20 protein-coding genes are annotated in these 19,623 nt (G+C 59.4%); 11 read left to right on the top strand and 9 right to left on the bottom strand.

Annotated elements, in window-relative coordinates; genetic code table 11:
- Positions 1–230 precede the first annotated feature (230 nt).
- Complete coding sequence (locus G6M89_RS03855) at positions 231–968, top strand: mechanosensitive ion channel family protein (RefSeq protein ID WP_165160465.1); 738 nt, start codon at positions 231–233, stop codon at positions 966–968.
- A gap of 15 nt (positions 969–983) precedes the next feature.
- Here the strand turns inward: G6M89_RS03855 and G6M89_RS03850 are convergent, their stop codons facing one another.
- Entirely contained in the window at positions 984–1,595 is a 612-nt protein-coding gene (locus G6M89_RS03850; protein ID WP_165160464.1) for an MBL fold metallo-hydrolase, read from the bottom strand.
- Between the two features lie 181 nt (positions 1,596–1,776).
- Between G6M89_RS03850 and G6M89_RS03845 the strand changes: the two genes are divergently transcribed.
- The 7 genes from G6M89_RS03845 to G6M89_RS03815 all read left to right on the top strand — a co-directional run bounded on the left by G6M89_RS03845 (position 1,777) and on the right by G6M89_RS03815 (position 7,666).
- Positions 1,777–1,953: a DUF5786 family protein gene (locus G6M89_RS03845; RefSeq protein ID WP_165160463.1), complete on the top strand. Its 177-nt coding sequence runs from the start codon at positions 1,777–1,779 to the stop codon at positions 1,951–1,953.
- A 4-nt stretch (positions 1,954–1,957) separates the two neighbouring features.
- Positions 1,958–2,563 carry a DUF99 family protein gene (locus G6M89_RS03840; RefSeq protein WP_165160462.1) on the top strand — a complete coding sequence of 202 codons (606 nt, stop codon included), beginning with the start codon at positions 1,958–1,960 and terminating at the stop codon, positions 2,561–2,563.
- A 24-nt stretch (positions 2,564–2,587) separates the two neighbouring features.
- A complete protein-coding gene (locus G6M89_RS03835; protein ID WP_165160461.1) occupies positions 2,588–3,190 on the top strand; it encodes a uracil-DNA glycosylase family protein in 603 nt (200 codons plus the stop codon).
- A 98-nt stretch (positions 3,191–3,288) separates the two neighbouring features.
- Positions 3,289–4,008, top strand: a complete 720-nt coding sequence (gene hisH, locus G6M89_RS03830; RefSeq protein WP_165160460.1) for an imidazole glycerol phosphate synthase subunit HisH — start codon at positions 3,289–3,291, stop codon at positions 4,006–4,008.
- 1,078 nt (positions 4,009–5,086) lie between these two features.
- The gene (locus G6M89_RS03825) at positions 5,087–6,286 is read left to right on the top strand and encodes a Cdc6/Cdc18 family protein (RefSeq protein WP_165160459.1); all 1,200 of its coding nucleotides are present in this window, start codon (positions 5,087–5,089) and stop codon (positions 6,284–6,286) included.
- A gap of 57 nt (positions 6,287–6,343) precedes the next feature.
- Entirely contained in the window at positions 6,344–7,180 is an 837-nt protein-coding gene (locus G6M89_RS03820; protein ID WP_165160458.1) for a hypothetical protein, read from the top strand.
- 84 nt (positions 7,181–7,264) lie between these two features.
- Entirely contained in the window at positions 7,265–7,666 is a 402-nt protein-coding gene (locus G6M89_RS03815; RefSeq protein WP_165160457.1) for a hypothetical protein, read from the top strand.
- Here the strand turns inward: G6M89_RS03815 and G6M89_RS03810 are convergent, their stop codons facing one another.
- Complete coding sequence (locus tag G6M89_RS03810; RefSeq protein WP_165160456.1) at positions 7,667–8,023, bottom strand: hypothetical protein; 357 nt, start codon at positions 8,021–8,023, stop codon at positions 7,667–7,669.
- A 123-nt stretch (positions 8,024–8,146) separates the two neighbouring features.
- On the opposite strand from G6M89_RS03810, the gene G6M89_RS03805 reads away from it, so the two are divergent.
- A complete protein-coding gene (locus G6M89_RS03805) occupies positions 8,147–9,268 on the top strand; it encodes a tRNA (guanine(26)-N(2))-dimethyltransferase (protein ID WP_165160455.1) in 1,122 nt (373 codons plus the stop codon).
- 11 nt (positions 9,269–9,279) lie between these two features.
- Here G6M89_RS03805 and G6M89_RS03800 read toward each other — a convergent pair whose 3' ends face one another.
- From G6M89_RS03800 to G6M89_RS03790, 3 genes are all read right to left on the bottom strand, one after another.
- Positions 9,280–10,635, bottom strand: a complete 1,356-nt coding sequence (locus tag G6M89_RS03800) for an RNA-guided endonuclease TnpB family protein (RefSeq protein ID WP_165160454.1) — start codon at positions 10,633–10,635, stop codon at positions 9,280–9,282.
- The gene (gene tnpA / locus G6M89_RS03795; protein WP_165160453.1) at positions 10,635–11,042 is read right to left on the bottom strand and encodes an IS200/IS605-like element ISHmu6 family transposase; all 408 of its coding nucleotides are present in this window, start codon (positions 11,040–11,042) and stop codon (positions 10,635–10,637) included. Before tnpA ends, G6M89_RS03800 begins: the two co-directional genes overlap by 1 nt.
- Before the next feature lie 307 nt (positions 11,043–11,349).
- Positions 11,350–11,553: a hypothetical protein gene (locus tag G6M89_RS03790; protein ID WP_165160452.1), complete on the bottom strand. Its 204-nt coding sequence runs from the start codon at positions 11,551–11,553 to the stop codon at positions 11,350–11,352.
- Between the two features lie 102 nt (positions 11,554–11,655).
- Here G6M89_RS03790 and G6M89_RS03785 point away from each other — a divergent pair, with 102 nt between their 5' ends.
- The gene (locus G6M89_RS03785; RefSeq protein ID WP_165160451.1) at positions 11,656–13,002 is read left to right on the top strand and encodes a YihY/virulence factor BrkB family protein; all 1,347 of its coding nucleotides are present in this window, start codon (positions 11,656–11,658) and stop codon (positions 13,000–13,002) included.
- A gap of 196 nt (positions 13,003–13,198) precedes the next feature.
- On the opposite strand, the gene glnA is transcribed toward G6M89_RS03785, so the two are convergent.
- Positions 13,199–14,554: a type I glutamate--ammonia ligase gene (gene glnA / locus G6M89_RS03780; RefSeq protein WP_165160527.1), complete on the bottom strand. Its 1,356-nt coding sequence runs from the start codon at positions 14,552–14,554 to the stop codon at positions 13,199–13,201.
- 125 nt (positions 14,555–14,679) lie between these two features.
- On the opposite strand from glnA, the gene lrp reads away from it, so the two are divergent.
- Complete coding sequence (lrp, locus tag G6M89_RS03775) at positions 14,680–15,141, top strand: HTH-type transcriptional regulator Lrp (RefSeq protein ID WP_165160450.1); 462 nt, start codon at positions 14,680–14,682, stop codon at positions 15,139–15,141.
- 33 nt (positions 15,142–15,174) lie between these two features.
- On the opposite strand, the gene G6M89_RS03770 is transcribed toward lrp, so the two are convergent.
- The 3 genes from G6M89_RS03770 to thsB form a co-directional block, all read right to left on the bottom strand.
- Positions 15,175–17,106, bottom strand: coding sequence for an ABC transporter ATP-binding protein (locus G6M89_RS03770; RefSeq protein ID WP_165160449.1), 1,932 nt, complete (start codon positions 17,104–17,106; stop codon positions 15,175–15,177).
- Between the two features lie 111 nt (positions 17,107–17,217).
- Positions 17,218–17,358: a hypothetical protein gene (locus G6M89_RS03765; protein ID WP_165160448.1), complete on the bottom strand. Its 141-nt coding sequence runs from the start codon at positions 17,356–17,358 to the stop codon at positions 17,218–17,220.
- A 480-nt stretch (positions 17,359–17,838) separates the two neighbouring features.
- Positions 17,839–19,494 (bottom strand): thermosome subunit beta, encoded by a 1,656-nt coding sequence (thsB, locus tag G6M89_RS03760; RefSeq protein WP_165160526.1) that lies wholly within the window; start codon positions 19,492–19,494, stop codon positions 17,839–17,841.
- Between the last annotated feature and the right edge of the window lie 129 nt (positions 19,495–19,623).

Raw genomic sequence — 19,623 nt, 5'->3', positions numbered from 1 at the left:
AGTATCGACCGTCCGCGAACCAGTCCTGTCGTATGTACTGGCCAGTCTCATCGCTGACTGATACGTATAGCCATCCATAATTATTCGAACGTAACAAATCAAAATATCTGTCTGTCAGGCGTAAATCAAAGACACTATCTAGGTTGATTCCAACTCTCGGCCATGATCGTGTCCATACACACGACTGAACAGATAATTGAGGCGAACGCGAACACTGGGGGTGAGCAATGATGCACCCACTGCTTGTTGAGGGCCTCCGAACGGCAGTGACGGACAATATCGTTGGGCTCATCGAGTTTCTCCCAACGCTGATCGGTGTTGCAGTACTCGTCTACCTCGGGCTCCTCTTCGGGGAGAAACTCAAACCGGTGGTCACAGACGCTGGTCGCCGCGTCGAACTCGACGACAAAGTTCGCCAGACCCCCTTCGAAGCGCTGTTTCCGGACGACGAGGACGGCGTCTCGAGAGCGTTTGGCATCCTCGTCAAGTACTACGTCGCAGCGATTGCACTGTTCGTTGCAATCGAGTGGTTCCTGACTCGGACCGCGGCGACGAACTGGTATATGACCGACTACTTCCAGGAACTGCTCGGCTACGTTCCACCGATCATCATCGGCACTGTCGTCCTGTTCGTCGGCTTCTATGTCGCGAACTGGGCAACTGCGGAAGTTCGCGATTCCGTCCTCGCCGATCGGTTCGATATCTCGCCGCTCATGGCCGGGACGACCAAGGCGTTCCTGTACTTCGTCGTCCTCGTCATCGGTCTCGACACGATGGGCGTCGACGTAACCATCCTCCACACGTTCGCACAGGCGTTTGCGTACGCCGTTGGCCTTGCGCTCGCGCTGGCTGTCGGGATTGCCTTCGGCTGGGGTGGCAAAGACTACGTCGCCGAAAACATCGATAGCTGGTTTCAGCCGTCCGAAAACGCAGCCGATGATACGACGGCAACCGTAAGCGACGACTGAGACTGTCGAACGACTTTACTCCTCAGGATACTTCGGCTCTCGTTTTTCTGCGCGCTCGAGTGCCGTCTCGACGACATCGCGAACGTCTCCATGGAAGATGCCGCCGTGACCAGCGTACATGTGCTCGACATCCGCTGGCATGCGCTCGAGTATATCCTCGATGCTCTCGATGAGTTGCTCGCGCGACTGGCCCGGCATGTCGGTGCGACCGAAACTGCCGTACTCGAACGCGCCATCGTCGTGGACGACGACATCGCCAGAGAACAGCGTTGACTCGGAGACAAACGAAACGTGGTCATCAGCGTGGCCGGGCGTATAGACCACCTCGAACTCCTCGTCACCGATCTGGACGGTATCGCCATCACTGATATCATGATCGCGCAGTTCGTGATGGCTGTGGGCGTATACTTCGGGATCAAAGGCCTCAACGACGGCCTCGAGTTGCTCCACGTGGTCGCCGTGTTGGTGAGTGAGGACGACGCGGTCGAGGTCGTCAGTGTGATCGGCAATCACGTCGACGACCCCGTCCCACGAGCCCGCGTCGACCAGTGTCGTCTCCTCTCCGATAACCAGAAACGCGTTACAGGTGAACGTCTCCGCGCCTTCTGTGACGTGATGGACTTCCATACTGGGGTAGTCAGTGCCAGGCGGTAAAATCCTAGTGTCGCCTACCCGCTGTTGCCTCGAACGCAGTCGCAAGTGATCTGCAGGGTACTCGAAACCGACACCCGTCCTTGATTGATGGGCGCTACTGGTTGTATTAATTATCCATGGACTTTTTCATCCGCAGGCCCCTACGTGTACGTGTATGGGATTCGGGAGTTACGACGAATCCGAGCAACAAGATGTCGACGCTGATTTCGATGATGAAGATGCAGTCCAGTCCTCGGTGAACGATCACAAGGGATCGATAGAGTTCGAAAATGGTGCCTCGAGCGACGAACTGCTCGAGCGACTCAAAGCCATAAAAGACGGCGACGAGTAAGCCGATGAAAGCCGGGGTGCGAGCGCTTGGCATTGCGGAATCGTACCGCGGCAACGACGGGTCACAGTCTGAAAGCACGCTTGCGGCGGCTGTCGTCCGTGCTGATCAGGTGGTCGATGGACTCGCGTACGCGTCGTGTACTGTCGGCGGCACGGACGCAACGGCTGCCGTCTGCGAACTCGTTCGGGCGCTCGAGCGACCCGACGTGCGATACGTCCTACTCGGCGCGGTCGCCCCCGCGTGGTACAACATTTTTGATCTTTCACAGATTGCACGCACAGCCGACCGGCCAGTAATCGCCGTCACGTTCGAGGATAGTGCCGGCCTCGAGGCCGGTATTCAGGATTCGTTTTCGGGTCCCGAACGAAACCAGCGCCTCGAGGCGTATCGCTCGCTCCCCGAGCGACAGGCGGTGTCCGTCGGCAATGAGACGGTCTACGTCAGATGTGTCGGCCTCGAGCACGACGCGGCAGCCGAGGTTGTTCGCGGATTTACGCCCGAAGGCGGCCGGCCGGAACCGATTCGAGTCGCACGGCTCGCGGCTCGAGCAGGCGATACCTACGTGCGGTCGGGGACAGGGGATTCGGAATCGGAAAGGCGAAAGACGTAGTAGGTCCCCGGCGAAGCGCCATCCATGGGCGATATGGAAGAGTGTCGCGTGACGGAGTGTGCGCACTGTCCCGAACTGGTCGACTCTCGCAGTCAGATCGTCAACGGCACCGGTCCCGAAGACGCCGACGTACTATTCGTCGGTGAAGGTCCGGGTGCACAGGAAGATACGGAAGGCGAGCCGTTCGTCGGCCGCAGCGGCTCTGTACTGGACGATCAACTTCGGACCGTCGGACTCGACCGCGAGTCCGTTCGAATCACGAACTGCGTGCGCTGTCGACCGCCAGAGAATCGCGATCCAACGACAGAGGAACTCGGCAACTGCCGTGGCTACCTCGAGACCGAAATCGACCGCGTCGATCCGGACGTGATTATCACGCTCGGAAAGGTGCCAAGCGAACACCTCCTCGAGCGGTCGGTCGCAGTGACCAAAGAGGCCGGCACAGTCGAGGAGGTGCGGATTCAGGGAACGCCGCGGCGACTCCTTATTTGTGTCCACCCCGCCGCAATGTTGTATGATCGCAGCCAGGAGGAGACGTTCAACGAGACGATTGCCCACGCAGCGGAACTCGCTGGCGTTGAGGGCAGCGAAGGCGGAAGCGGCCAGACGCATCTCGACAATTTCTGATTGCGGTCGGAGTACGTCTGATGCCGTACCGATTTGTCTGACCGTGTAAGGTTGGCGGGAAGGGTAATGCACTTTAGCGCTTCCCACCCAGTACCGGTATGAGCACTGTTTCGTCTGCGAGCGAGCAATCACTTGCCTCCGTGGTCGTCGTCGACTACGGCCTGGGAAACCTCCGCAGCGTCACTCGCGGGTTAGAACGCGCCGGTGCCGATGTTGAGATCACTGACGACCCCGACGCGTTCGCCGCCGCCGATGGCATCGTCCTCCCCGGCGTCGGCGCGTTCCGAGAGGGTGTCGAAAACGCTGACCCACTCCGCGAGGAACTCCTCGAGGTTGCAGCAAGTGACACACCCCTGTTCGGGATCTGTCTCGGCATGCAGATGCTGTTGACGACCAGCGAAGAGGGTGAAACTGACGGCGACGCCGCCGTACAGGGGTTGGACCTGATTCCCGGCACCAACGTCCGATTCGATGAGGGCCAGAAAGTCCCGCATATGGGCTGGAACGAACTCGAGGTCGAGCGCGACCACCCACTGGTCGAGGGGATAGACAACGTTGCGTCTCCGACGCAACGAGCAGACGGATCCGTCGGCGGCGGATCCGTCGACGGTGAGTACGCGTACTTCGTCCACTCCTACTACGCTGTCCCGGACGACGAGAACGCAGCCGTCGCGAGCACGGAGTACGGCCTCGAGTTCCCGTCGATCATCGCCAACGAAGATGGCACCGTCTTCGGCACGCAGTTTCACCCCGAAAAGAGCGGAGAAACTGGATTGCAGATTCTGCGGAACTTTGTTGAAATCTGTCGGCAGGAGTAACACTGCGGTCGTCTTTCTGTGTGCTGTCGTGGAGACACACCCCGGAGTGCCGCTGTATAGTGGTGTATTGGACGTGGAGTTTTTCAGGTAACTTGGATTCGAGTATCGGCAGCTGTGAGTCAGTTGTCTGGGAGCGGGCCGGTGCTCTCTGAAAACAGCAGTGGTCGATAGCGGTGTAGTCCTCCGAACTTGTTCTCTCCTCCAATTTACTACTCGGATTACTCTTGACCCAATACCGGAGTTAATAAATATAATAACTGTGTAATAGTCCAGTAAGTCAATCGAACAATATCTATTCGGTTCGGATCGAACACCACTCGAGTTCGAGGCGAACTCACCGTTCTCGAGGGAGTCGCTCCCTGTAGGACGCTTCTCTTGTTGTTGGTTCCCTCCTGTAGACGTGGTATCCGTACTGTCCCATCTCTGGCACTGAGAGTTGTGGTTCATGGATATCTTGGCATCGCCAAGACTCGAGTGATCCACCAACTCACCCACCGTTTCGACTCGACCACTCACCTCCATCCTTACAGCGGCACTGCGGGGTGTCTGTCTCACTATACAGCGGCACCACGGGGTGGGAATCCCCATTAATGACTCTGCTGACACGAGTTCGCGTTCGAATACAGCGGAATTGTGGTTGACACCGTCGACAGTTCGACTCGCAGAGTGCGTCCAACTATAGTAACAACTGAAACGGTTTACACACCAATCGCATAGCCGTCATGCGATTGGGTGTGCACTGACTTTCAGTGGCTACTATACCTATCCTGTCGGTAGTCCATACAGCGGCACTCAGGGGTCCGGCGTGTATACAGCGGCACTGTGGGGCTTCTACCCACTCACATGTCTCAGCAAACAGGACTGTTCACCACCTGACTCTCGAGTGACGCACACGAGGCAGTACCTGAAGCGTCCCTCTCTATACAGCGGAACCACGGGGTCTCCCGAACTCTATACAGCGGAACCGAGGGGTGTGTAATCGGATTCTCGAGTCATCACGCGGGGAGACGCGCCCTATACAGCGGAAATGCGGTTCCGAAGGTTTAAGAAAAGGCCGAACAGTATCGTTGATCAGTGAATGTCGGATTCGATGGACTATTTCGGAACGGAGAACGAAATCTTCCGGAACAAGGAACTTCTGCAGGTCTCACATCTCCCCGACGGTGACCGAATCATCGGTCGTGAGGACGAACTAACGAATCTCGCGAACGCGATCAAGCCGGCGACGCGCGGGAATACGCCGAACAACGTCCTCGTCTACGGAAAGACGGGTACCGGCAAATCGCTGTGCTCGAAGTTCATCACGAACCAGGCAATCGACCGCGCCAAGCAAAACGACATCGCGATTGGCGTCGCCTACGTCGACTGTCTGCAGGAGTCGACCGAAACACAGGCCGTCCAGTCGGCCGGCCATCGGCTCAACGACAAAGCCGAAACGGACATTTCGATTCCTCATTCGGGATTGAGCACCGCCGAATACTACCGCCGGCTCTGGCAGATCATCGACACGCGTTATGATGTCGCGCTGATCATCTTAGACGAGGTCGACAAAATCGAAGACGACGACATCCTGATGCAACTCTCGAGAGCCGTCGAATCCGGGAAACTCACCTCGAGTACGGTCGGCGTCATCGGCATTTCGAACAAGGTCCGCTACAAGGATTCACTCGACGAGCGCATCAAGTCGAGTCTCTGTGAACGCGAGTACGTCTTTTCACCCTACGACGCCACCCAGATCCGTGAAATCCTCCGGTCGCGCTCCGATGCCTTCCACGAGGGAGTTCTCGAGGATGGCGTCGTTCCCCGTGTCGCCGCCCTTGCGGCCCGTGAACATGGCGATGCGCGCAAGGCAATCGACATCCTCCGCTTTGCCGGCGAGATCGCCGAGGAGAACGACCGCGAGCGCGTGACCGAGTCGTGCGTCGATCAGGCCCACGAACGTGAGGAGACGAGCCGTCTGGCCGAACTCATCTCGAAGAGTCCGAGTCATGCGAAACTCGTCCTCGAGGCGATGGCGTTGCTCACCCAGCAGAAAGAAGGGACTGACGTGCCGGTGCGGACGAACGAGGCCTACGAACTCTACAAGCGACTCTGTGACCGTGATCAGTCTGATCACCTGAAGCTCCGTCGGGTTCGAGACATCCTCTCGGAACTCGAGTTTCTCTCGATTATCGAACAGGAGCGCAAGTGGGCGGGGAAAGGGAAGGGCAACTACATGGAAAATCGACTGATCGACGATCCAGAGGTTATCATCGCCGCGTGTAACGAATCGGATTGACGCCCGATGACGCTCGAGTGAGGTGGCTTTACGTTCGTGTTCTACGAACGCGGTGGTATGTACGGAGTGCTCACAGATGACCGCGAGTTGGCCTACGCAGATGTCGGCGACCAGCCACACTTTTTCGTCGAGGCAGTCGATGGCACGCGTCGTGAGCCACTCGAGGGGGCGGTCAACGCCGTCGCCTGCTGGGGCGATACGGAAGCGATTCGAGCTGATCCTGCGCTGGCTGCGGTGGCTGCTGATGGCACGCGAGCAACACCCGCCGCTCGCGGACAACACTGGGGCACGGTCTGTCCATCGGCGGACGACTACCGTGAGGCACTGCTCGAGCGAATCGAACGAGTTGGCAGCGTAGGTGATGTTCGACTCACGACGGTTGGCTTCCCCGGCGCGTCGTTCTGTCATTGCGAGCGCTGTACTCGCGCGTTCGCCGAGAGTTCATTCGATGACCGCGAGACGTGGCGCACCGATCTCATCACGGATTTTGTTGCCTCAGCGGCCGACCGAGTCGCTGGCGACCTGCTGGTGACTCTGTATCCGGACCCCTATCCCGGCCACCTGCGCGAGCGGACCGGCATCGAGCCAGCCGCACTCGAGCCACACGTTGACGGCTTTGTCGTCCCGCTCTGTGGCGTCGGCTACGGGACAACGTACTGGGTCGAGTCGCTAGCACACGGGTTTGCAAGCGAACTCGAGGCCATCGCTGTTCCACTCACGATTCAGCTGTCCGCGGCCGATGTCGATGCTGAGCGGCTTGCGGAGCTGACGCGCCAACTCGAGTCCAAGGCGGATGCTGATGGGGTCGTCTACGGCACGCACCCCGACGATGCGGACACTGTTCGAGAGACGATCCGTCGACTGTCTGTGGATGAGTCGACTCTCACTGCCTGATCGGAGTCTACCGGGGCACACTGCACACTCGAGCGAACTGTCTTGCTGCACTACAATTATTGCGATGGCGCTCAGTATGCGAGTATGGCGCAGTTCGAACGACGTGTAAGTCTCGCCGTTGGTGTCCTGTTTCTCGCGACGTTTGCTTGGTCGCTGTGGAGTTCGCTCGAGGCGTTTCAAGCGGGTCTCGAGTCGACGACGGCACTTCTAACGCTTGCGGGCGGCGGACTGATGCTCTTGGCTGGCGTGGCGTTCGTCGTTGCTGGTGTCCGCGACCAGTTGTCGGTCGGTGGCTACGATCTCGAGTGGTGGCGCCTCCAGAGCGTTGGCTATGTCGCGATTGGACTCTATATGGTGCTATCCGGCCTCGTACAGGCACCGCTGTCGTTCCTTGGTGGTATGCTCCTGCTCGGCGGAGCTAGCATCATCATCTTCGGACTCATTCGCGCTCGAGCGGGGCCACCGAGGGATGACGTAGCGGTGTAGTTACAGCAACTCACGCACTTCCGAGTACCACATGTCGTGGTAGTCGACGTGCCCGACGCGGCGGGCGATGGCGACCGCGAGGACGTGCCAGCACAGTTCCGTCGGATCGTCGTCGTCCAGATTGTACTCGCTATCTTTGCAGGTACAGCCACCGTCTTCGACGATGTACTCGTCGTCGTAGCCGACGACGATTGTAAAATCTTGGTATGACTTAACACGGCCTTCGCCGACGGCTTCGATGGCGCGAACCCCGCGGTCGCCGTGCAGCTGTGAGATCTGCTCGACGAGTTCCGGCGTCAACTCGCCTGCCTCCTCGAGGTCGGCTTGCCACTGCTCAACGGGGTTCGCGTTCGACACGTTCGTGACTGTGTCCCGGACTGTAAAATCGGTTTGGTTGTCCCGCGCCTCTTCAGGCAGCGTCGTTCGTCACCGGCAATCGACAATCACGGCGCTTTTCGCGCTGCCCCGACGAGAGCCAGTATGCGCGTCACTGAGGGTGGACTCGAACTCGAGGTTCCAGGCGAGCAGACCGAGGGCGTCGAGGAGTCGGTCTTTTACAATCCCCGCCAGGAGTTGAATCGGGATCTGACGATTGCGACGCTGCGGGCGTTCCGCGAACGCGAAGAACGCGCCGAGAGCTATCTTGACGCGATGACCGCAAGCGGCATCCGCGGCGCTCGAGCGGCCGACGACGGCTGGGACGTGACCTGCTGTGACCTCGATAGCGAGGCAGTCGATTTGGCTCGAGAAAACCTCGAGCGTGTGGGGGTCGCCGACCAGACGCGGGTCGAACACCGCAACGTCAACGCGCTCATGCACGACGAGGCGTTCGACGTGATCGACCTCGACCCCTACGGCACGCCGATGCCCTTCGCCGACGCAGCCTTCGCGCGCTGTCGTGATCTGGTCTGTGTGACCGCGACCGACACCGCGCCGCTGTGTGGGGCGCACTTCAACAGCGGGATTCGATCCTACAGTGCGGTTCCGCAAAACACCGACTACCACGCCGAAATGGGCGTTCGAACCCTCCTCTCCGCACTTGCCCGCAGCGCCGCCCGATTCGATGTCGGCGTCGATCCAATCCTGACGCACGCGACCAGCCACTACGTCCGCACCTACCTCGAACTCGACCGGAAAGCCAGCGCGGCCGACGCCACCCTCGAGCACCTCGGCTACATCTCTCACTGCGAGGACTGTCTCTACCGCGAGGCCGAGTACGGCATGATCGCGGACCCACTGGAGACCTGTCCCCACTGTGGCGGCGAGCGCATCCTCGTCGCCGGGCCGATTTGGCTCGATGCCTACTGTGACTCCGACTTTGTCGCCACGGTCCGCGAGACACTTCCGGATGCGTTCGGCACTGCCGAGAAGGGCCGCGAACTCTGTCGGACACTCGAGGGCGAACTCGAGGAACCCACCCACTACGACCAGCACAAGCTCTGTAAGAACTGGGGGCTGCCTGCGAATGCGATGGACGACTTTCTCGAGGACCTCCGCGAGGCGGGGTATGCGGCCTCGAGCGCCCATTATGGCGGGACGACGTTCAAGACGGACGCAAGCGTTGGCGAGATTCGAGCGGCGACTGAAGACAGACTCGTGTGAACTACCCTACCCTACTCGCTCACGGTTGACGCCGTTCGCTCCTTGAGGGTAGGGCTTCCTGCTTCCACGACGCGCTTTGCAGATACGGGCGTATCCACAGGGAGAGCAGTCTCCACAGGCGTTCGAAAATCACTCCGTGATTTTCGCAGCCCATCAGAACCGACAGGTTCTGAGGACGTTGATTCGGAGTATCCCACTCCTACGTCTTCGAGGCCGCGAGAAAGAATATTCCACGCTGCATTTGCATCCCTGTCCGCCTCAAACCCACAAGCGGGACAGGAGTGTTCACGGACCCACAACGGCTTGTCCGTCGAAACGCCACAGGACGCACACTCCTTGGTTGTCCCTCTCGGGTTGACCGCCACGAAGTGTGTCCCCTCGCGCTCACACTTGTATTCGAGCAACGAGAGGAACGTTCGCCATGCCGCTGATGCGGTGTTTCGGCTGTTCGACGGCGACTCCATCATCTCCTTCACGTTCAGGTCTTCGACCGCCACAAGGCCGTACTCCCGAGCATAGTACGCCGAGAGCTTGTGTAAGAAGTCGCGGCGCTTCCGACGGAGGTCGGCGTGACACTCCGCGACTCGACGCCGTTGGTTCTCGTAGTTGTTCGACCCGTGTTGCTTGCGCGAGAGTTTCCGTTGCTCTCGTTCCAAGCGTTTACGTTCGTCCGAGAGGTCGAGAGACCCGACTGCCATGCCGTCGGTATCGTGGGCGTACTTGAGAATCCCTACGTCGATGCCGACGCAATTCTCGGGATTTTCGGGCAGCTCAGGTGGTTCACGGTCCATTTCGACGCCGAACGTGGCGAACCACTCGCCCGTCGGTTCCTTCTTGACCGTGACCTGCTTGAGCGTGGCGTCGTCTTCAGAAATCGGGGGTTTCTGATGGGCTGCACAAGAGCTGTCGCTCTTATGAACGTCGGGGATCGCGCGGTGGAGCCGAATCGGTATATCCGCGAGTTTCGAGAGGGACAGGACAGTCTGACCGCCCTTTTTGTCGAGCTTGAAGCCAGACTGACTGTACGTGAAACTACGGAACTCCCGTGGCGGCTTCCACTTGAGTTGACCGACGTCGTAGCCGTTCTCCTTGAGTTTGGAGAGTCCTTTGAGGTTGTCGAACAGGCGTTCCACGACGGTTTGGAGAACCTTCGAATACACGTCCGAAAGGCCGTTCCACCACTTCTTGAGGTCGGGGAGTTCCGACCGAAGCGTGGTCATGGACGGCAGTTCGTCGTGTTCGTCTTGGTATTCGTTGAGGCGGTAGAGCGTGTGGTTGTACAGTTGCCTACAAATGTCTCGGTGACGGTCCAACTCCTCGCGGTGGGCGTCGGACGGCTTGAGGCGGTATTTGTAAGCGTAGTACATCAGTTCTCGCGTTGGTCCTCTACGTACTGTTTCAGCACATCCAGAGACACCTGCCCCGTCGAGATGAGGCAGTACGAGTCGTTCCAGAACGAGTCGCCCCACAGTTCGGTCTTCAGTTCGTCCGAGTACTCGTTGCGGATACGGCGGGCGGTCGCGCCCTTGACCGTGTTGATGAACTTCACGAGGTCTGTGGTTGGTTTCGCTCGGAAGAGGATGTGTACATGGTCGTCCTCGCCGTCGAGGTTCGTCAGTTCGACACCGTAGTTGTCCGTGAACCCGCTGATAACCTCGTGAATGAATTGGGTTCGCTCCTCGGTTAGCACTCCGCGCCGATATTTCGTGGTGAGTATCAGGTGGTAGTGCAAGGAAAACGTCGAGTGCGCTCCCGAGTCGAGGTCGTATTCCATTGGGTTCTGTCAATACTATAACACCCTACTGAAAAAACGTTGCGATTGCGTGGTCCTGTGGACCTGCCACCGAATCGTGTGTGAGAACTGGGCGGCGTTGACGAGACGCTTCGCGTCTCGTTCGCACACCAGAAATCTCCGATTTCTGGGGACGTCCTCAGAAACGCTCGCGTTTCTGATGGGCTGCACAAGAGCTTGCTCTTGTGAACGCTGTATCCCCTCTCTGTTCGTGCCTCCCGTCCGGTCGGCGCTCGCTGAGGAAGGGGGCTTAGCGCCTCGATTCAGCTAACACATACGGTACTCGCTGTCAGTCGTCATCCTCGGCGTAGAGCCTGACGAGTCGACATTCCGGACAACAGACACTCTGCAGGTGTGCGCTGTTCGACACACCCAATTTCCCGAGCAGTCCATCTCGTGTCCCCGTTTTGATCGAGAGTTTCATGCTGTTGCCGTCGCGAACGGGAACTGCTTCCATCGTCACGCCACAGTCTGGACAGCGTCGCTGTTCCATACGAGACGGTCATCACGCCGACAGATAATGTCGCGGTCCATGACAGACTCGAGTTCGTGCCACACAATAACATATCTTTCTGGCTGCCTAACTGTGGCGTACGTGATTGATCGCAGTACTGCACTCGAGTACAGTCGTCGTGCCCTCGGTATCGCTCGGACCGAACAGCTAACGCTCCTTGCCGCCGGCGTCGCCTTCTATGGCTTCCTTTCGCTTGTCCCGCTCATGTTGCTGGCTCTCGGGATCGCCGCATCGATTGGTGGTGACGCGCTTGCAGCGCGACTCACAGCCGCCGCGAGTGACGTGTTGACACCAACGGCACAGCAACTGCTTGCCGAGACAGTCCTCGATGAAGGCGGCCGTCAGAGCGCTACGGTCGTCGGTGCCTTCGGCCTACTCTGGGGCTCGAGTCGCGTCTTCCGTGGGCTCGACCGCGCCTTTTCGAAGGTGTACGGGACTGCAGCGACGAAATCCCTGCTCGATACCGCCTGGGATGCGATGATCGTCTTTCTGGTGATCTCAATCGGTCTCGCGTTGGTTGGCATCCTCGAGGTCGTGATTCGATTCGTTCCCATTATCGACCTTGGTCCGGTCGGCCCAGCGCTGATCCTTCTTGGACTCGTCGTCACGTTCCTGCCGCTGTACGTCGTCTTCCCGAACGCGAACGTGGGCATTCGCGAGGCGCTTCCGGGCACGATCCTTGCAGCCGTCGGCTGGTTCGTACTGAGTCGGGCGTTTACCGTCTACGCCTCGCTCGCGTCCGAACAGGTCATCTACGGCGCACTTGGAGCCGTCTTTCTCGTCCTCATCTGGCTGTATATCGGCGCGATCATCCTCGTCTTTGGTGCCGTCTGCAATGCCGTTCTCGCCGACCGTGAACTGGATCGGCAGCTACAAAGTCCCGGCGCTCGACAGATCGAGGTAGAAGCGATGACTGACGACGCTACGGGTGGCGACGAGGGGGGCACGGATACGGATCCAGCCGATCGCTCGCACAGCGGCGATGGACCGACCGAAACCGACTCGCACGCACGCGCCCACTCGCGCTCGAGTTCGAGTGCACGGACCCGCGACCGGGCTGACGATCCGGCCGCGCTCCGAGAGGAGATCGAACGCCTGCGCGACCGCGTCGACGAGTTCGAAGGCAATGTCGAACGCCGAACCGTCGAAAAAGACTCACTCGAGGGCGAACTCAAACGCTACGTCCGCCGACGCGTTCGTCGCGGCCATGCCCACGGCTGGGGCCCATATCTCGTCTTATTGTATGGGACGGCCATGGCTATCGCGGCGTTTTACTTCCTCGATGGGATCTGGGCGATCTTGGCGATGTTCACCGTTTGGACGTCGACGCTCGGCGTCTACATACTGATGGTGCTGCTCGGAGCCGGGCTCTCAATTCTCGGCGTTCCGGGACGACTCCGGAACCGAATCAGTGAGTGGCGCTCCTGAGCTTCGGTCGTCCCCTCGTTTTGTCTCCCGTCCGGTGACGTGGTTTGTCTCGAGTCGGTGCTCTGTCTCGTGCTATCGTTGTGTCTCGCCTCGGGCGATGGCTCCCCGACTATTCGCGTGATTGAACGCCGGTCAAAAAATAGCGCGGCTGTGAAGTGACAGTGCGAGCCCTGCGTGACTCGCGATACTTCAGTCGTTAGTAGGTTTCGAGGTAGCGGTCGAGTTCCCACTGGGAGACATCGATGAGGTACTCTTCAAACTCCTGGCTCTTGGCTTCGACGAACTTCGGCGCAACGTGCTCGCCGAGGGCGTCGTAGATAACCTCGTCGTCCTCGAGTGCGTCGACGGCTTCGCCAAGGTTCGATGGCAGCGTGTCGATGCCGTACTCTTCACGTTTTTCCTCGTCGAAGTCGTAGATGTTCTCGCGGACCGGATCTGGACACTCGAGGTCGTTCTCGATGCCCTCGAGACCGGCGTGGATCATGGCGGCGAGTGCGAGGTATGGGTTACACGATGGGTCGGGCGAACGCAGTTCGACGCGGCTGGCGGCAGGAACGCGGGCTGCGGGCTTGCGGATCAGCGACGAGCGGTTGCGGTCGGACCAGGCGACGTAGACCGGTGCTTCGTAGCCAGGGACAAGTCGCTTGTAGCTGTTGACTGTCGGGTTTGCAACGGCGGTGATCGCCGGTGCGTGCTCGAGCAGTCCGGCGGTAAAGGCATGTGCTTCGTCGCTCAGGTTGAACTCATCGTCCTCGTCGTGGAAGGCGTTCTCGCCGTCCTCGGTGAACAGCGAAATGTGGGTGTGCATGCCCGAGCCGTTGATCTTCGGGATCGGTTTGGGCATGAAGGTCGCGTGATAGTCGTGCTGGGCGGCGATTGCACGGACGACCGTTCGGAAGGTCGCAACGTTGTCCGCCGTCGCGAGTGCGTCGTCGTACTCGAAGTTAATTTCGTGCTGTCCTTCGGCGACCTCATGGTGACTGGCTTCGATCTCGAAGCCCATGTCCTCGAGTCCGTAGATGATGTCACGGCGGACATCGCTGGCGAGGTCTTTCGGGGCAACGTCAAAGTAGCCGCCGGCGTCGTTGGTGTTCGTCGTTGCGCCGCCATCCTCGTCTTCTTCGAACAGGAAGAATTCGGGCTCTGGGGCGGCATTAACTGTGTATCCCATCTCCTCGGCACGCTCGAGTGCGTTCTTGAGGACGCGACGTGGGTCGCCCTCGAACGGCTCGCCGCCGGAGGTGTCGTAGACGTCACAGATCATTCGGCCGGCGGCGCTCTCGTCGTCGTTGCGCCATGGCAAAACGGCGAAGGTGTCCGGGTCGGGAACCAGTCGCATGTCTGATTCCTGAATCCGAACGAAGCCTTCGATAGAAGAGCCGTCGAAGTAGATGCCCTCAGAGAACGCCTTCTCAGCCTGGCGGGCCGGGACGGCGACGTTCTTGACTGTGCCCAGAATATCGGTAAACTGCAGTCGGAGGAAGTCAACGTCTTTCGCTTCAATTTCGTCGAGTACCGCCTGTTCCGCCTCGCTGATGTTTCCGCTTGTCATCTTCTGGTCGTGCTGTTCAAGCATCTCCGCTACTAAAACCCTACTGCTCTCTGCAAATCTTCCGTCGCTCGACTGGAATTGAATATTCGTAAATTTCTAAAGGGCCGGACGAGAGGTTAGATGTGATGACGTACGAAAATCTCGATGCAAAACTAGTGAATGCGCTTTTGGGCGACGGCCGCGCGAGTCTCCGAAGTCTCGCCGAGGACCTCGATGTCTCCGTGACGACGATCTCGAATCACCTCTCGGATCTCGAGGATGAGGGCGTCATTGAGGGGTACACGCCACGAGTTAACTACGACGCTGTTGGCTACGATGTGACCGCGGTTATCCAGTTGCAGGTCGAGGGGAACGCCCTGCCGGACGTGACTGACACGCTCAGCGACCACGAGCAGATGATCAGCGTCTACGAGGTTACAGGTGACTACGACGTGATTGCCATCGGCAAGTTCACAGACACCGATGGAATGAACGAACAGATCAAGTCCCTGCTCACCGATCCGGATATCAAAGCCTCGAACACGAGCGTCGTCCTCAACGCGGTCAGCGAAAACAAGCAGTTCGAACTCGACGTCGACGAGACCTGAGCCTCGGTACTTGCCCGTTATCGTTCTCGGCTGTCAGTCATCGTCTTCCATGAGCGCCTTCGCCGCCTGTTCTCGATCACCTGCCTGTGCGCTCCATAGTGTTGCGTACTGGCCGTTCGCAGCGAGTAGTTCGTCGTGACTCCCGCGCTCGACGATTTCCCCGTCGTCCATCACGAGGATCGTATCCGCGTCTTTCACCGTCGACAGGCGGTGTGCAATCGCAAGCGTCGTCCGGTCTTCGGTGAGTTCGTCGATTGACTGTTGAATCAGCAGTTCCGTCTTCGTATCGACTGCACTCGTCGCTTCGTCGAGGATCAATACTTCCGGATCGGCAAGGACACTCCGGGCGAGTGCAATTCGCTGTCGCTGTCCGCCGGAGAGTTTAACCCCGCGCTCACCGACACGTGTGTCGTAGCCTTCCGTGAGATCGGTGATGAATTCGTGGGCCTGAGCGGCTTTTGCGGCCGCTGTGACGTCCTCATCGGTGGCGTCGAAGTAGCCGTAGCGAATGTTGTCCGCGATTGTTCCATCGAAGAGGAACGTATCCTGACTGACGTAGCCGACCGCGGAGCGAAGGTCCGAGAGCGCGACGTCGCGGATATCGTGGCCATCGAGTCGGATCGTCCCATCTTGGACGTCGTACAGTCGCAACAGGAGTTTGAGAACTGTCGATTTGCCCGCTCCAGTCGCACCGACAAACGCGACCGTCTCGCCCGGTTCGGCGCCGAAGGAGATGTCTTCGATGACAGTCTCCTCGAAGGCCGTCTCGTCGCCCGATCCGGCCCGAACCTCGCTGTCTTCGTAGCTAAAGGAGACGTCTTCGTAGGTCACGCGACCCTGGACAGGCTCGATTTCGGCGGGCTCGTCCGGGTCATCGACGTGAACCGGGATGTCCATGAGTCCGAAGATGCGCTCGCTCGAGGCCTTGGCGTTCTCGTACTGATCGACGATGTTCGATACTTCGGCGAGCGGGTCGACGATGCGCTGGGTGAGCATGAGGAAGACGACGAAATCACCAACCGAGAGCGATCCCGTCATCGGCCCTGGTGCGGTGTCCATCATGAGCCAGTAACCGCCGACGAGAAACGTCGCGGCGAAGGCGACGCCAGCGAGCAGTTCCATGCCGGGCCGGTAGATGTAACTCAGTCTAAGCACGTCCATTGTCCGCTCGAACATGTTCATCGAGGAGTCACTGACTCGGTCGACCTCGTAGGACTCGCTTGAGGTTGTTTTTGTCAGGCCCATCCCAGCGATGGCGTTCTCGAGGCGCGTATTCAGTCGGCCGACGGACGAGCGCTGACGGACGTAGCGGGGTTCGACGACGCGCATGAACCAGAGGGTAAAGACGACCATTGCGGGCACGGCAAACAGGGTGACGAAGGCGAGTTGCCAGTTCAGATAGAAGAGGACGGCTGTGATGCCCCCGACCATGAGGATGAGCCGGGCGGCGTTCATGATCGCGTTATCGAGGAACATCTCGAGGTTCTGGGTGTCGTTGTTGAGGACGGCCATGACCTCGCCGGTCTGTTTCTCGTCGAAGAAGGCCATGTCGAGTTGTTGCATCTTCTCGAAGGAGTCGACTCGGACGGTGTGCATCACGCTGTGGGCGAAGAGATTCGCGGTGACGCCGTAGATCCAGGTGAAGACGGCGACTGCGAGGAAGGCAAAAACAATCGCCATCACAGAGAACTCGAACTGGCCAATCTCTGTCGTCGGCAACACGGCGTTTGGCACTAGCGGAAGGTCAAATGCTTCCGTGTTTGGTTCGACAAAAATCGCGTCGATAGCAGTCCCCAGAATTAGTGGGGGAACGAGACTCGCCATGCGGGCGATGAAGTTCGCGACCATCCCAACCGAAAAGTAGCCGAGATAGCCGGGCGCGTACTCGCGAAAGAGTCTGGTCAGCGGTCGGTCGACATCCTCGCGATAGGCGTCAAACGGTGTTTCGTCCTCTGTGGTACTCACTGCCAACTCGCTATCCGTCGGACTCCTAAACTGCCTGCGATGGCGGCGAGTTACGCCGGTTGACAGGGGTCTCGAGGTGAAATTGACGGCGCTGACGACCTCGAGTGGCCCTCAGCGAACGTAGAGGATTGCGATTCCCAGAACCAACAGGAAAATCCCCCACCAGATCGAGTCGCCCGGCAGCGCGACCAGCAGGAGGGTAACGATTCCGGAGGTGAAGATCGACCAGCCAATAGTGGTCTGATAGCTCATAGCTAAGCTACGATACCTGGCCTCATTAGTTGCATGGGTGTCAGGTATGATGTGAGTTCGGACTATCGAATTGTCGGATGGTAATTATGGACTCGGGAGTGGACGAACAGCGTCTACGAAAGATCCGGTGAAAATACGAGAACGTGTCTCGCGTCCACCTCCGAACTGCTCGTCGGCGAGTGAGTGGTTCGGAGAACCCGAACGATGCCGTTCACCGAGCGTGTCACGCTCGGGCCGACGACTGATGTGGAGTCGCGCGGAGCGCGACGGAACGGAGAGAGGAGTGCTTTTATACTAAATTTTGCCGAGGGCCGCCGAAGGCGGCCTGTAGAGCAAAATTTAGATTTCGCTCGCGGGTCGCTGCTCACGGCTCACTCCGTTCGCCGTTCGCTCTCGAGGCCTTCACTGCGTTCACGCCTCGCAGTCGCTCCCCGCTCGCCGTACGAGGTTCTCACTCGCTTCGCTCATTCCGAACCTCGCTTACATCATGCCGCCCATGCCGCCGCCCATACCGCCCATGCCGCCGGCACCGCCTGGGCCGCCTGCTTCGTCGTCGCCCTTGTCCGTCGACAGGTCGCCGGCGGAGATGATGTCGTCGATTTTGAGGACGAGGTTTGCGGCCTCAGCAGCGGAGGTCACAGCCTGTTCCTTTGCGTGGGCTGGCTCGACAACGCCAGCCTCGTAGGTGTCCTCAACGTCGCCCGAGAGGACGTTCAGGCCGGCTTCGATGTCGCCGTCCTCGTGGGCTGCACGGAGGTCGACGAGCGTGTCGATGGAGTCAAGGCCTGCGTTCTCAGCGAGCACGCGAGGGACGAGCTCGAGCGAGTCGGCGAAGGCTTCGACAGCGAGCTGTTCGCGGCCCGAAACGGAGTCGGCGTAGTTGCGCAGTCGCGAGGCGAGTTCGACCTCGATTGCGCCGCCGCCTGCGAGGACGCGGCCGTCGGAGACGGTCTGTGCGACGACATCGAGTGCGTCGTTGACACCGCGCTCGAGTTCGTCGACGACGTGCTCGGTCGAGCCACGGAGCAGGAGCGTCACGCCGTGGGCGTCGTCGCCTTCGACGTAGAACAGGTCGTCATCATCGTCGCGGGTGACGTCACCATGGCCGAGGTCGGCCTCGGTTGCCGTTGCGAGGTCGGAGATGACGGCACCGTTGACGACCTCCGAGAGGAACTCGAGGTCACTCTTCTTGGCGCGGCGGACGGCGAGGATGCCTTCCTTGGCCAGATAGTGCTGTGCGAGGTCGTCGATGCCTTTCTGACAGAAGACGACGTCAGCACCGGTGTCGACGATCTGGTCGACTTTCTCTTTGAGCTGTTCTTCCTCGCGGTCGAGGAACTTCTGGAGCTGGTCTGGGTCCGTCACGGAGACCTCGGTGTCGACATCGGCTTCTTCGACTTCGATTGCCTGGTTGAGAAGCAGGATGTCGGCGTCTTCGGCCGAGGTTGGCATGTTGTCGTGGACGGGGTCTTTGTCCACGATGCCACCGACGAGCAGGTCGGATTCGCCGGCGCTGCGGCCGGTCTGGGTCTCGATGTTGAGGTACTCGAGGTCGACGATGTTGTCGCCTTCGTCACTCTCGACGGTAACCTGCTTGACGGCGTCGATGATGAGCTGCGAGAGGTGCTCTTTGTTGACCTCGGTGCCCTTGCCGGTCATCGAGGTTTCGGCGACCGAGCGAAGGAGCTGCTCGTCGTCGGTGTCAACGTCCTGTGCGATGTCGTCGATTTCCTCGCGGGCCTGCTCGCTTGCGAGGTGGAAGCCCTTGATGATCGCCGTTGGGTGAATGTCCTGCTCGAGGAGGTCCTCGGCGTTTTTGAGGAGTTCGCCGGCGATTGCGACGGCCGTCGTGGTGCCGTCACCAGCTTCGTCTTCCTGGGTTTCGGCGACCTCGATGATCATTTCGGCCGTTGGGTTGTCGATGTCCATCTCCTGCAGGATGGTGACGCCGTCGTTCGTGATGGTGACGGAGCCCATCGAGTCGACGAGCATTTTGTCCATTCCTTTTGGACCAAGTGTCGAACGGACGGCCTCAGCGACCGCACGAGCGGCGCTGATATTGTAGTCCTGGGCGTCCTTGTCCTTGACGCGCTGGGAATCCTCGCTCATCACGATCATCGGCTGTCCCTGCTGCATTCGCTGGCTCATAGTCAGCTGATTCATTGATTGTGATTCTATATAAACTCTTTGGTATTACGTTCCGGCGAAACAGAGAGTGTGTCGTCTCAGAGTACTGAAAACCACCGTACTGCAGCCGATAACCGA

Origin of the sequence: Natronolimnobius sp. AArcel1, from assembly GCF_011043775.1 — an archaeon.
GTDB lineage: Archaea > Halobacteriota > Halobacteria > Halobacteriales > Natrialbaceae > Natronolimnobius.
This window is presented reverse-complemented; position numbering and strand designations above follow the sequence as displayed.

Coding starts and splice junctions, on each gene's coding strand:
- G6M89_RS03835 (WP_165160461.1), top strand. CDS start 2,588: ATGGGCGATATGGAAGAGTGTCGCGTGACGGAGTGTGCGCACTGTCCC.
- G6M89_RS03790 (WP_165160452.1), bottom strand. CDS start 11,553: ATGGAACAGCGACGCTGTCCAGACTGTGGCGTGACGATGGAAGCAGTT.
- G6M89_RS03765 (WP_165160448.1), bottom strand. CDS start 17,358: ATGAGCTATCAGACCACTATTGGCTGGTCGATCTTCACCTCCGGAATC.
- G6M89_RS03820 (WP_165160458.1), top strand. CDS start 6,344: ATGTACGGAGTGCTCACAGATGACCGCGAGTTGGCCTACGCAGATGTC.
- G6M89_RS03805 (WP_165160455.1), top strand. CDS start 8,147: ATGCGCGTCACTGAGGGTGGACTCGAACTCGAGGTTCCAGGCGAGCAG.
- hisH (WP_165160460.1), top strand. CDS start 3,289: ATGAGCACTGTTTCGTCTGCGAGCGAGCAATCACTTGCCTCCGTGGTC.
- tnpA (WP_165160453.1), bottom strand. CDS start 11,042: ATGGAATACGACCTCGACTCGGGAGCGCACTCGACGTTTTCCTTGCAC.
- G6M89_RS03815 (WP_165160457.1), top strand. CDS start 7,265: ATGGCGCAGTTCGAACGACGTGTAAGTCTCGCCGTTGGTGTCCTGTTT.
- G6M89_RS03825 (WP_165160459.1), top strand. CDS start 5,087: ATGTCGGATTCGATGGACTATTTCGGAACGGAGAACGAAATCTTCCGG.
- lrp (WP_165160450.1), top strand. CDS start 14,680: ATGACGTACGAAAATCTCGATGCAAAACTAGTGAATGCGCTTTTGGGC.
- G6M89_RS03855 (WP_165160465.1), top strand. CDS start 231: ATGCACCCACTGCTTGTTGAGGGCCTCCGAACGGCAGTGACGGACAAT.
- G6M89_RS03840 (WP_165160462.1), top strand. CDS start 1,958: ATGAAAGCCGGGGTGCGAGCGCTTGGCATTGCGGAATCGTACCGCGGC.
- G6M89_RS03850 (WP_165160464.1), bottom strand. CDS start 1,595: ATGGAAGTCCATCACGTCACAGAAGGCGCGGAGACGTTCACCTGTAAC.
- thsB (WP_165160526.1), bottom strand. CDS start 19,494: ATGCAGCAGGGACAGCCGATGATCGTGATGAGCGAGGATTCCCAGCGC.
- G6M89_RS03800 (WP_165160454.1), bottom strand. CDS start 10,635: ATGTACTACGCTTACAAATACCGCCTCAAGCCGTCCGACGCCCACCGC.
- G6M89_RS03845 (WP_165160463.1), top strand. CDS start 1,777: ATGGGATTCGGGAGTTACGACGAATCCGAGCAACAAGATGTCGACGCT.
- glnA (WP_165160527.1), bottom strand. CDS start 14,554: ATGACAAGCGGAAACATCAGCGAGGCGGAACAGGCGGTACTCGACGAA.